The 12,456-nt window shown below is 67.9% G+C and carries 11 protein-coding genes; 3 read left to right on the top strand and 8 right to left on the bottom strand.

Annotated features, from left to right (window positions below; translation table 11 throughout):
* Positions 1 to 11: 11 nt before the first annotated feature.
* From bamA to pyrH, 7 genes are all read right to left on the bottom strand, one after another.
* Positions 12 to 2,420, bottom strand: a complete 2,409-nt coding sequence (gene bamA, locus AC1HC7_RS15940) for an outer membrane protein assembly factor BamA (protein WP_479496735.1) — start codon at positions 2,418 to 2,420, stop codon at positions 12 to 14.
* 97 nt (positions 2,421 to 2,517) lie between these two features.
* Positions 2,518 to 3,852: an RIP metalloprotease RseP gene (rseP, locus tag AC1HC7_RS15945; protein ID WP_479496734.1), complete on the bottom strand. Its 1,335-nt coding sequence runs from the start codon at positions 3,850 to 3,852 to the stop codon at positions 2,518 to 2,520.
* 31 nt (positions 3,853 to 3,883) lie between these two features.
* Positions 3,884 to 5,074: a 1-deoxy-D-xylulose-5-phosphate reductoisomerase gene (gene dxr / locus AC1HC7_RS15950; protein WP_479496733.1), complete on the bottom strand. Its 1,191-nt coding sequence runs from the start codon at positions 5,072 to 5,074 to the stop codon at positions 3,884 to 3,886.
* 9 nt (positions 5,075 to 5,083) lie between these two features.
* Positions 5,084 to 5,923, bottom strand: coding sequence for a phosphatidate cytidylyltransferase (locus AC1HC7_RS15955; RefSeq protein ID WP_479496732.1), 840 nt, complete (start codon positions 5,921 to 5,923; stop codon positions 5,084 to 5,086).
* Positions 5,924 to 5,963: 40 nt separating this feature from the next.
* A complete protein-coding gene (gene uppS, locus AC1HC7_RS15960; RefSeq protein ID WP_479496731.1) occupies positions 5,964 to 6,722 on the bottom strand; it encodes a polyprenyl diphosphate synthase in 759 nt (252 codons plus the stop codon).
* A 67-nt stretch (positions 6,723 to 6,789) separates the two neighbouring features.
* Positions 6,790 to 7,353 (bottom strand): ribosome recycling factor, encoded by a 564-nt coding sequence (gene frr, locus AC1HC7_RS15965; protein WP_479496730.1) that lies wholly within the window; start codon positions 7,351 to 7,353, stop codon positions 6,790 to 6,792.
* 42 nt (positions 7,354 to 7,395) lie between these two features.
* Entirely contained in the window at positions 7,396 to 8,151 is a 756-nt protein-coding gene (pyrH, locus tag AC1HC7_RS15970) for a UMP kinase (RefSeq protein WP_479496729.1), read from the bottom strand.
* Between the two features lie 344 nt (positions 8,152 to 8,495).
* Here pyrH and AC1HC7_RS15975 point away from each other — a divergent pair, with 344 nt between their 5' ends.
* The 3 genes from AC1HC7_RS15975 (at position 8,496) to AC1HC7_RS15985 (ending at position 12,071) form a co-directional block, all read left to right on the top strand.
* Entirely contained in the window at positions 8,496 to 9,710 is a 1,215-nt protein-coding gene (locus AC1HC7_RS15975) for a calcium-binding protein (protein ID WP_479496728.1), read from the top strand.
* A gap of 433 nt (positions 9,711 to 10,143) precedes the next feature.
* A complete protein-coding gene (locus AC1HC7_RS15980) occupies positions 10,144 to 11,430 on the top strand; it encodes a PQQ-dependent sugar dehydrogenase (protein ID WP_479496727.1) in 1,287 nt (428 codons plus the stop codon).
* Between the two features lie 140 nt (positions 11,431 to 11,570).
* Positions 11,571 to 12,071: a c-type cytochrome gene (locus tag AC1HC7_RS15985; RefSeq protein WP_479496726.1), complete on the top strand. Its 501-nt coding sequence runs from the start codon at positions 11,571 to 11,573 to the stop codon at positions 12,069 to 12,071.
* A gap of 6 nt (positions 12,072 to 12,077) precedes the next feature.
* Here the strand turns inward: AC1HC7_RS15985 and AC1HC7_RS15990 are convergent, their stop codons facing one another.
* A complete protein-coding gene (locus AC1HC7_RS15990) occupies positions 12,078 to 12,425 on the bottom strand; it encodes a transmembrane 220 family protein (RefSeq protein ID WP_479496725.1) in 348 nt (115 codons plus the stop codon).
* Between the last annotated feature and the right edge of the window lie 31 nt (positions 12,426 to 12,456).

Below are 12,456 nucleotides of genomic sequence, written 5' to 3' on the forward strand. Positions count from 1 at the left end.
CCGGCGCCCGGTCAGAACCGGGTGCCGGCGGTGAAGCGGAAGTATTCGCGTTCGTCATAATCCTTGGAGCTGATGGGATAGGCCAGGTTGAAGCGCAGCGGTCCGAAACCGCTGTCCACGAACAGCGAAACGCCGATCGAGGCGCGCAGATAGGCGTCATCGTCGATCCGCACCTTCTTGCCCGCATTGGTCGGCCCCGACACGGTTTCGTTGAACACCGTGCGATCCAGCCCGAACACCGTGCCCACATCGGCGAAGACGCCGCCATAGAAACCCAGTTCGTCGGGCAGCCCCAGCGGGAACGACATCTCGGCGCGGACCACGGCGAAGTAATTGCCCCCGAGCGAGTCGCTGCGCCGCCGGGTGCGCACGAAATTGCCGTTGGAATCATACTGGTCGTAATTGGAAACGTCGCGCGGCCCGATGCCCGACGAGGCGAAGCCGCGGAAATCGTCGCCGCCAAGCAGGAAGCGTTCGTTCACCCGCGTGTCCTCGCCGAAACTGATCAGCCCGCCCATCTCCAGTTCCAGGCTGGCCACCAGCTGCCCGTCGAAGAACCCCTGCCAGCCCTTCAGCCGCGCCGAGGAGCGCGAATAGAACGCATCACCCCCGAGCCCGGCGATATCCTGGTTGAACACGTAGAGATACCCGCCCGTGGGTTCGATCGGGTCGTTGCGCTGGTCGTAGGAATAGGTGAACCCCACCGAGGAGGTGATGGCCGTGCCCTTGTCGGCGAAAACCGAGGGCGAGGCGTTGAAGCGCACGCTGCGGATCTCGTCCGAGGAGATGCGATAGCGCAGCCGCAGCCTTTCGTCGTTGCTGATGGGGAATTCGACGAAGGGGCGAAAGCCGAGATTGGTTTCCTCGAAGGAGCTTTCGTCGGTGCGGTCAAGCGCCGTGAGCCCGATCGAAAAGCCCACCGCCAGGTCGCGATCCAGCAGCGCCGGCTCCTCGAAGGTGAAGTTCAGCGCCTGCTGATCGCCGGTGTAGTTGATCTGCGCGCGCACCAGCTGGCCGCGGCCGAGAAAATTGCGTTCGGTGACCGAGATGTCGCCGAGGATGCCGTCCGAAGACGAGAACCCGACGCCGAAGGAGATCGAGCCGGTGAGCTGTTCCTCCACCGACACGTTGACCACCGCGCGATCCGAGGCGCTGCCGCGCACCGTGCGCACGTCCACCTTGGAGAAATACCCCAGCCGGCGCAGGTTGTTGCGCCCGTCGGTGATCGCCTGCGCGTTGTAGGCGTCGCCCTCGGCGAACCTGAACTGGCGGCGCAGCACCCGGTCCACGGTGCGGCTGTTGCCCTCGATGTCGAGGCGCTCGATATAGACCCGCGGCCCCTCGGCGATCTGGAAGGTCACGTCGACGGTGCGTTCCTCGACGTTCTTGCGCGCCACCGGGCGCACGTCGATGAAGGCGTAGCCGGCGAGGCCGACCTGGTAGATCAGCCGGTCGATGGTGCGATCCACCAGCTTGGCGCTGTAGGTCTCGCCCGGGGCCATCTGGAATTCCAGCGACAGCGCCTCGGCGTCAAGCCCCGGCAGCGCCAGCTGCACGTCGATGTCGCCGAAGGCGTAGACCTCGCCCTCGTCCACCGCGAAGGTGATGAGGAAATCCTCCCGGTCCGCGGTCAGTTCGGCGGTGGCCGACAGCACCTGAAAATCCGCGTAGCCGCGGTCGAGATAGTAGGTGCGCAGCAGTTCCTTGTCCAGCTCCAGCCGGTCGGGATCATAGATGTCGGAGGTGAACAGGAACGCCAGGATGCCGCTTTCCGAGGTCTCGATCACGCCGCGCAGGCGGCGGTCGGAATAGACCTCGTTGCCGACGAAATCGATGGACCTGACGCCCGTCGGCTCGCCCTCGACGATCTCGAACACCAGATCGACCCGGTTGCCGTCGCGCTCGATGATCACCGGGGTGACGCTGGCGCCGTAGCGCCCGGTGCGCCGATACAACTCGGTGAGGTTGCGCGCGTCGCTTTCGGCGACGGCGTTGGAAAAGGCGGCGCGCGGGGCGGATTTGACCACCCCGGCCAGATCCTCGTCCTTGATCTTGTCGTTGCCCTCGAACACCACGCGGTTGATCGAGGCCGCCTCCACCACCTGCACCAGCAGCCCGTCGGCCAGGGGCGAGATGGTCACGTCGCGAAACAGCCCGGTGTCCAGCAGCCGGCGCACGGATTCGTTGATCGCGTCCGGCGTGGCGGGCTCGCCCTCCCGGACCGTCATGTAGGCCTTCACGGTGCTGTCGGCGACGCGGCCATTGCCCTCGACCAGGATCCGTTCGACCCGCTGCAGCGCCGGCGCGCCCTGCGCGCGGCCGGGGCCGGCCGGCGCCGCGACAAGCCCCGCCAGCAGAATCACCGCCCCCGCGATCCGCGCGGCGATCCTGCGCGCGCCCCGGACATCAATGCCGCTCATGTATCCACTCCGCCTTGTTCCCCAACCGCCGGTTTGGCCCCGCGGCATATTGATTTCGCCTGCGTTTTCGCCCGGCGTTGGCTTGGCGGGCCGGCGTCTAGAGGCTGGCGATGTCGTTATAGGTCACGAACACCATCAGCAGGATCACCAGACCGATTCCCAGTCCCGTCGCCGCCTCCACGAAGCGGTTGCCAAGTGGCCTACCACGCAGCGCCTCGATTGCATAGAAAAGCAGATGCCCGCCGTCCAGCACCGGGATCGGAAAAAGATTGATCAGCCCGATCGAGGTGGAGATCAGCGCGATCATCCCCAGAAAGCTGGCGAACCCGGCCTCCGCGGCCTCGCCGGACATGGAGGCGATGCGGATCGGCCCGCCCAGCGACGAGGAATCCGCCTCTCCCCAGATCATCGCGCCCATGAAGGACAGCGAAGACGTGATCACCGTCCAGGTGCGCTTCACCCCGTGACCCACCGCCTCGATCGGGCCGGGGGTTCGGATTTCAGGGGCGGCGAGGGTCATGGCGGTGACGCCGATCAGCGGGCGCATGACGATGTCGCCGTTTTCGTCGGGCGCCGGGTTCATCAGCGGCGTGATCGCCAGGTCGCGGATCTCGCCGCCGCTGTCCACGCGCAGCGCCACCGGCGCATCGGCCCCGGCGCGCACCGCGTCCTGCAGATCGCGGAACGATCCCAGTTCGACGCCGTTGGCCGACAGGATCACGTCGCCGGGCAGCAGCCCGGCCTTGTCGGCGGGGGCGCCCGACCCGACGCCGCCCACCACCGGCGGGATCAGCGGGCCGGTTTCCAGCGTCATCACCCGGCCGTCGCGGCGGATCTCGGCGGTGAAACTGCCTTTCCCGGGTTCGGAATAGGCGTCGACGACGGCGGCGAAGGTCTCGGTCGGCACGCCGTTCACCGACAGCACCTCGTCGCCGGGCCGCAGGGGCATGGCGTAGCCTTCGGTCTCGAACACCTCGCCGATCACCGGGCGTTCCGACCCGAGGCCGAGGGCCATCGCCATGCCGGCGAAGATCACGATGGTCAGCAGGAAATTGGCGAACGGACCGGCGGCGACGGTGGCCGCGCGCCGCCACAGCGCCGCGCCGGGGAAGGATCGCGCCCGCTCGCTTTCGCTCAGATCGTCGAGCAGGTCGCTGTCCACCCGGCTGGAGGCGTCCGCATCGCCGAGAAACCGCACATAGCCGCCCAGCGGCAGGGCCGCGAGCCGCCATTTGGTGCCCCGGCTGTCGGTCCAGGAATACAGTTCCTTGCCGAAGCCGATGGAAAACACCTCGGCATGGATGCCGCACCAGCGTCCGACGATGTAATGGCCGTATTCATGGACGAACACCACCACGCCCAGCACCGCGAGAAACGGGATGACCACGGTGACGAACGTGCCGATCAACGGGATCTGACTGATGAAATCCATGAACAAGCTCCTTTGAGGGCCCGGCGCGGCGTCAGGCCGCGCGGACCTGCACGCATTCGACCGCCCTGCGGCGCGCGGCGGCGTCGATGGCGAACACGTCATCAAGATGGGTCGCCGGGGCGAAGGGGGCAAGGCGCGACATGGCGTCTTCGACCACCGCCGCCATGTCCAGAAAGCCGATGCGCCCGGAAACGAAGGCCGCCTGCGCCGCCTCCTTGGCGCCGTTCAGCGCCGCGCCGGCCAACCCGCCCGCCGCCATGGCTTCGCGCGCGAGGCGCAGGGCGGGGAAGCGGATTTCGTCGGGGGCCTCGAATTCGAGCCGCCCGAGCGCGGCGAAATCGACGCGCTCCACCGGCAGGTCGGCGCGGTCGGGCCAGGTCAGCGCGTAGCCGATCGCCACCCGCATGTCCGGCGGGCCGAGTTGGGCCAGCACCGAGCCGTCGCGATAGCCGACCATGGAATGGACGATGGATTGCGGATGCACCAGCACCTCGATCCGCTCGGGCGCGACGCGGAACAGATGGCGCGCCTCGATCATTTCCAGCGCCTTGTTGAACATCGAGGCGCTGTCGATGGAGATCTTCGCCCCCATGTCCCAGTTCGGGTGCGCCATGGCCTGCGCCGGGGTGACCGCGGCCATGCGCGACGCAGGCCAGTCGCGAAACGGCCCGCCCGAGGCGGTGATGATGATCCGCTCCACGGCGCGCGGATCGCCGCTCAGCACCTGGAAAATGGCGTTGTGCTCGCTGTCCACCGGCAGCAGCGTGGCGCCGGATCGCGCGATGGCGTCCAGAAACAGCCCGCCGGCGCTGACCAGGCATTCCTTGTTGGCCAGCGCCACGACCGCGCCCTGCGCCGCCGCGGCCAGCGTCGGGGCCAGCCCGGCGGCGCCGACGATGGCGGCCATGCACCAATCGGCGGGGCGGGCGGCGGCCTCGGCCACCGCGTCGGGCCCGGCGGCGGCCTCGACCCCGGATCCCGAGAGCGCGTCGCGCAGGTCGCCCAGGCGCGCCGGATCGGCGGTGACGGCGATGTCGGCGCGGAATTCCCGCGCCGCGGCGGCAAGCGCGCGGATGTTGCGCCGCCCGGTCAGCGCCGCGACGTCGAACCGCGCCGCGCCCCCCATATGGCGCATCACCTCAAGGGTGCTCGCGCCGATGGAGCCGGTGGCGCCCAGCACGCTGACGCGGCGCCTCGCGCCGGTTGAAGGGGAGTCGCTCATATGCGCAATCTACCAGATAAACACCGACTGACCGCGCGAAAACGTCACCAACGCGGCGATCAGCGCCGCCGCCAGCAGCCCGTCCATGCGGTCCAGAACCCCGCCATGGCCCGGGATCAGCGCGCTTGAATCCTTCACCCCGCACAACCGCTTGACCCGGCTTTCCAGGATGTCGCCGCCCTGCGAGACCAGCGCGATCAGCGCCGAGACCACGGCGACCTCCTCGACCAGCGTGTCGCGGGTGAGCACCGAGAACACCGCCCCCACCAGCATCGCCAGCCCCACGCCGCCGCCGAGCCCGGCCCAGGTTTTCTTGGGGCTGACCGCGGGCCAGAGCTTCGGGCCGCCGATCAGCCGCCCGCCGAAATAGCCGCCGATATCCGAGGCCGCGACCACCAGCACCACCCACAGCGCCGCTGCGACGCCGTATTGCGGATCGCCGCGCAGCCCCACGAACCCGGCGCAGGCGACGCCGATGTAGAAGATCCCGATCGCGAACATCCCGGCGCGCCGTTCGCCGCGCGCCAGCGCGTAGGCGGCAAGCGCCGCCAGCGCCAGAAACGCCGCGCCGTGGCGCATCAGCAGCCATTCGGTCAGCAACGGCGCGCCCAGCGCGCCCGCGACGCCGATCCAGCCCGCCAGATCGAAGCGCCCGACCAGCATCCGGCGCAATTCCCACGCCATGGCCGCGCCGGCCAGCGCCACCAGCCCCGCAAAGGCCCAGCCGCCAAGCCACAGCGCCGCCGCCGCCGCCGCCACCATCGCCGCGGCGGAGCCGGCGCGCAGACGCAGGTCGGCGAAGGAGGCGGATTTGCCGGGGCGCGGCGCGGATCCGGACGCCTGCGTCATCAGGCGGCGCCCCCGCCGGGCCGGCGCGGCGGCGGAACGCTCACGCCCCGACTGCGCCGAAGCGCCGTTCGCGACAGCCGAAATCCTCGAGCAGGCCGGCGAAGCGTTCGACGGTGAAATCCGGCCAGCATTCCTCGACGAAGGCGAATTCCGAATAGGCGCTCTGCCAGGTGAGGAAGTTGGACACCCGCATCTCGCCCGAGGTGCGGATCACCAGATCCGGGTCCGGCAGCCCGGCGGTGCAGAGCGCGCCGCAAAACAGGTTCCCGAACGCCGCGTCGTCCAGCGCCGCGGGATCGATGCGCCCGGCCGCCGCGTCGCAGGCGATGCGCCGCGCGGCGGCGAGGATTTCCGCGCGCCCGCCGTAATTGAGCGCGATGTTGAGCCCCAGCCGGGTGTTCGCCTGGGTCAGGTTCTCCAGCTCGATCATCAGTTCGACCAGATCGGGGGCCAGCATTTCGCGATCGCCGAGAAAGCGCACGCGCACGCCTTCGCGGTGCAGCGCGCGGGCCTCCTTGCGGATATAGATGCGAAACAGGCTCATCAGCCCGCGCACCTCGGCCAGCGAGCGCTTCCAGTTCTCGGTGGAAAACGCGTAGAGCGTGAGGTTGCGCACCCCGAGATCGGGACAGGATTCGACGATGCGGCGCACGACCTCGACGCCGCGCTTGTGTCCGGCAAGGCGCGGGCGCCCGCGCGCGGTGGCCCAGCGCCCGTTGCCGTCCATGATGATGGCCACATGCGCGGGACGCGACGCGTCGGCATCCTGCAGAGCCGCGGCGGGGGACGCCTTCAACATACAATTCTCCCATGCGGCGCGGCGCCCCCGGACGGGTCGCCTGCGCCTGAAAAGACCAGACCGGCCGTCAGACCTGCATGATCTCCTCCTGCTTGCTGGCCAGCGCCGCATCGATTTTCGCGATCGCCGCGTCGGTCAGCGCCTGCACCTCGTCGGACCACATCTTCTGGTCGTCCTCCGACATCCCGTCGGCCTTGGCCTTCTTGATCATGTCCATGCCGTCGCGGCGCACGTTGCGCACCGCCACCCTGGCCGATTCCGCATATTGTCCCGCGACTTTGGCGAGTTCGCGGCGGCGTTCCTCGTTCAGTTCGGGGATCGGCAGGCGCAGCACCGTGCCGTCCATCACCGGGTTGATGCCGATGCCCGACGATCGGATCGCCTTCTCGACCTTGCCCACCAGCGCCTTGTCCCAGACATTGACCGTGACCATGCGCGGTTCGGGCACGTTGATGGTGGCCACCTGGTTGATCGGGGTCATCTGCCCATAGGCGTCGACCATGATCGGTTCGACGATCGAGCCCGAGGCCCGCCCGGTGCGCAGCGAGGCGAAGTCGGTGCGCAGATTGGCCCGCGCGCCGTCCATGCGGCGTTCGATGTCGTCGGTGTCGATCTCGATATCGTCACTCATTCTTCTGCTCCCAGCGCGGATCTTCGCACGCGCGACCCGGCATCATTGCTCGACAATGGTGAATTTTCCGCGTCCGCTCAAGACTTCCGCGAATCCGCCCGGCGCGTGCAGCGAAAACACCATCAACGGCAGGTTGTTGTCCCGCGCCAGCGCGATGGCCGAGGCGTCCATGATCTTGAGGTTGCGGGTCAGCACCTCCTGATAGGTGATGCGGTCGTATCGCTTGGCGTCCGGGTTGGCCCGGGGGTCCGAATCATAGACCCCGTCAACCTGCGTGCCCTTCAGGATCACGTCGCAATTCATCTCCATCGCCCGCAGCGTGGCGGCGGTGTCGGTGGTGAAATACGGGTTGCCGGTGCCCGCCGCGAACACGCAGACCCGGCCCTTTTCCAGATGCCGCACGGCGCGGCGGCGAATGTAGGGTTCGCAGATCTGATCCATGGGGATGGCCGAGATCACCCGGGTGAACACCCCGACGCCCTCCAGCGACGACTGCATGCCCAGCGCGTTCATCACCGTGGCCAACATGCCCATGTAATCGGCGGATGTGCGCTCCATGCCCTGCGCCGAGCCCTGCAGCCCGCGAAAGATGTTGCCGCCGCCGATCACCAGGCAGATCTCGATGCCCAGATCGTGGACCTTCTTGATCTCGCCGGCGATGCGTTCGACGGTCGGCGGGTGCAGCCCGAAGCCCTGATCGCCCATGAGCGCCTCGCCGCTGATTTTCAGCAGCACCCGCTTGTAGGCGGGATGCGGCGCGGATGCGTCGCCGTCGGCGCTCTCGGGGGCTGCGGGCATGCGGGAGTCTCCTGATCATAGGGGTCGGCGCAATCTGTCGCATGCCATGCCCGGTTTCAAGCGGCGACTGCTAAACCCGGGCGCCAAACGCGCCGCGCGGGGCGGACGCGTCGTCGCGGCAAGGGGCGTCGATCAGGCGCTGGGCGACGTGACATCCGCGTGATCGGGATGCGGCGGCGGCGGGCGCGCGTTCGCATAACGGGATTGGCTTTTAACCGCTCCGCGCCGGTATTCTGTTCATGAGCCGCCCGCGCATCGTCGCGGCGCGGGACCAGAACGCATCACGCAGGACATTTCACGTCGCGGCGCGGGACAGGCGCGACGCGGCACGCAAGGAGCGACGCATGGCCGGGACCGGCAGGATATTCCAGATCAGGGGGCATGAATTTCACGCGCGGGGCGGCGACCCCTTCGCGCTGGCCACCGAAATCGAAACCGCGCTGAAGCGCCTGCCCTGGCAGTTCCGCAACAGCGACCGGATCCGCATCGACGGCGGCGCGGATGACGACGCGCTGTTCGCCGCCAAGCTGGACCTGGTGCAGATCAGGGGCAATGGCGGCGCGGATTTCCTGCGCGGCGGCGCCGGGCATGACAAGATTTTCGGCGGCGCCGGGGACGACGTGCTGCGCGGCGGGCGCGGCGACGACGCGCTGCAGGGCGGCGCCGGCGACGACCGCATCTACGGCGGCGCCGGCAATGACTGGATCCGCGGCGGCGCCGGCGACGACCTGCTGGTGGCGGGGCGGGGTCTGGACCGCATGCGCGGCGACGCCGGCGACGACCACCTGATCGGCAATGACTCGCCCTTCAACAAGCTTTACGGCGGCAGCGGCAATGACCTGATCGAGGCGCGCGGCGGCGCCGACTGGGTCTGGGCGCAGGGCGGCGACGACGTGGTGATGGGCGGCGACGGCTATGACATCATCCATGGCGGCGCCGGCGACGACACGCTTTACGCCGGCGCCGGGGGCGACACCTTGCGCGGCAATGACGGCGACGACGTGCTGATCTCGGTCTCCGACGCCGGAACCCCGACCCGGATGGCCGCGGATCGCGGCGGCATCGCGCGCGGAAAATTCACCTGGGACGACATCCTGACCGGCGGCGACGGCGCCGACAGCTTCGTGTTCCGGGTCGAGATGAACGCCAGACGCGAGATCGCCGCGCGCAATCTCAGGGATGACGGCACGGTGGACTGGCGCGCGGTGATGGATGAGAACGACAATCGCCACGACCACTGGGTGGACTGGCTCGGCACCGAGCGGATCCGCGATTACGACCGCGCCGAGGGCGACGGCATCGTGATCGAGGGGCATTCGGTGGCGCTCCAGTCGATCCGCCACATCGACCGCGACGGCGACGGCGTCACCGACCTGTCGGTGATCCGGCTGGTTTCGGACCAGTCGGCCATGGTGGTCAACGCGGCGGTGAACGGCGCCCATCACGGCGACCTGCTCGGCGTCATCAAGGTCGAGGGCGACGCGGTCTACGCCGAGGACCTGGTTTTCGACGCCTCCAGAATGTACGCGGCCTTCGACACGCTCGACGGCATCGGCTGACCCGCGCGCCGGGGTCCGGCAGTCGTCCGAAATGCCGACGCCGCCCCCGGCAAGCATCGCCCCGAACAAGTCATGAATTGACGGGCCGCGCGACAGGATTCGCGCGGGCTTTCATATTCGCCTTGGCGAATGTCATGGCGCTGCGATCCGGCAATCGCCGGCGTGACTTGCCCCGGTTCGCCCCGCCGCCGCCGATCGCGCCGGAAATTCTGCGCGCGGCCAAGCCCGGGTGTTGACTTCGCAAAGCCCGGCCGTAACATGTCATTCGTAAGGCAGGCGGATGAAATGCCCGCCAAGCCCTTGCGCAACAATGATTCCGGCGCTCCCGACTCTCGGGACAAGCGGGAACGTTGCAAAAGAATCCACGCGCCAAACCCGGGATGGCGGACCGACCAGGCCCGCCGCGCGGGCTCGGTTTTCTGGGAGGAAAAGCATGAAGACTCTAGCAGCAATGACTTTGGGCGCGCTGGCGTTCGCCCTGTCCGGCGCCGCGGCGCAGGAAACGCCGACGGTGAAGATCAAGCTCGAACCCTACGTGTCGGGCCTGAATTCGCCGCTGGCCATGGTTCAGCCCAAGGGCGACGACCGCAAATTCGTGATCGAGCAGTGGGGCCGCGTGCGCATCATCGACGCCAACGGCGAATTGCTGGGCGAACCGTTCCTCGACATCCGCACGCTGGTCATCGACCGGTTCCCGGATTTCGACGAGCGCGGGCTGCTCGGGCTGGCCTTCGCCCCCGATTTCAAGACCAGCGGCAAGTTCTACGTGAGCTACGCCGGCACGCTCGATTTCCAGAGCGATCTGGGCCAGATGCTCTGGTACGATCACTCCAACATCGTCGCCGAATACACCGTGTCCGCCGATGATCCCGACGTCGCCGATCCGAAATCCGGGCGCATCATCTCCAGCATTCCGTGGCCGCAGTTCAACCATAACGGCCACTGGATCGACATCGGCCCGGACGGCATGCTCTACATGTCCGCCGGCGATGGCGGCTACGCCAATGACTGGGGCATCGGCCACAATCCGGCCACCGGCAACGGCCAGGACCTGACCATCCGCAACGGCAAGATCCTGCGCCTCGACCCGGCCACCGGCATGGCGCCCGCCGACAACCCCTTCGTCGGCGACGAGAACGCGCTGGACGAGATCTGGGCCTACGGCCTGCGCAACCCCTGGCGCTGCTCGTTCGACATTGGCGGCGACAACGAACTGTTCTGCGGCGACGTGGGTCAGAACAGCTTCGAGGAGATCGACATCATCGTCAAAGGCGGCAACTACGGCTGGCGCGTGAAGGAAGGCACCCATTGCTTCGACTACCTGGCCCCCAACGACCATCCGGACAGCTGCGACGATGACGGCATGATCGACCCGATCATCGAATACAACAACTGCGGCGCCCAGCCCAAGGGCTGCATGGGCATCTCGGTGACCGGCGGCTTCGTCTATCGCGGCGCCAACAAGAACTGGGACGGCACCTATGTGTTCGGCGACTGGTCCCGGAACTTCGGCGTCATGGACGGCGTGATCATGCTGGGGATCAAGGGCGAGGACGGCAACTGGACCCGCTACAACACCGAAGTCGTCAACCTGGACATCAACCCCTACATTCTGGCCTTCGGGCAGGATGCGGCGGGCGAGGTCTATGTCCTGACCTCGGTCACCACCGGTCCGGTCGGCAGCCTCGACACGATCTACAAGATCGTTTCGGCCGAATGACCGCCTGACCCGCCGATCGTCCTGCGCGCGGCTTCGCGCGCAGGATCCGAAGACGCGAACCGGACGCCGCCCCCGCCTTGCGCCCCCGATCCGGGGACAACGGGGCGGCGTCGCCATCGCCCGGACTTGATGAGGATATGATGAAATACAGTCTCGGGGCCGCGATCTGCGGCCTGTCCCTTGCGCTTGGCGCCATGCCCGCGGCCGCGGAGGCGACGCTGACCGAAGCGCAGGTGCGCCAGATCGCGCAGGAGGTGGCAAAGGAAGTGGCCCGCCAGGTCGCCGAACAGGTCGCCAGGACCACCGCCGAGGCCGTGGCCCGCGACGTGATCGCGAAATCAGCCGCCAAGGCGGCGACCGCGGACCCCGAAAAGCCCCGCTTCAGCGACGCGATTCTCGCCGATCCCGCGCGCATCGCCGCGGGCCGCGAGATCTGGGAGGGCCAGTGCGCGCTGTGCCACGGCAAGGCCTCCTATCCCGGCAAGGCGCCCAAGCTGAAACCCAAGCGCTACACGGCGGATTTCGTCTATTCACGCATCACCAACGGCTTTCGCAAGATGCCGTCCTGGAAGGAGGTCTATGACGAGGAGGAACGCGTCGATATCGTGGCCTGGGTGTTGAGCAGGCATTTCTCGCCCTGAGCGCGCTCAGACCCGGCGGCGCGCCACCATGGCCGCGGCGATCAGGCCCAGCGCGACGATCATCATGCCCATGCCTTCGCGCGCGGTCTCGACCTCCATCCACACCGGCTTGGTCCACCATTCCGGCGTCTGGGGCCAATAAAGATAGACGCCGGCGAACGCCGCGATCAGGCACAGGCCGAAGGCCGCCTTCACCGGCGTCTGGCGAAACGCCGAGGGGCGAAACGCCGCAAGTCCGGCCCAGAGCGCGCCGAGCCCGTAGATCGCGCCCCAGACCAGAGGATCGGGATCGTTGTACTGGACCGCGACGAACAGAATGAAGATCACGAAGAACAGGCCATTGACAATGCGCACAATCTCGCTCCTTCCGATTTTCCCGATTGTT

It is taken from the genome of Oceanicella sp. (genome assembly GCF_056449545.1).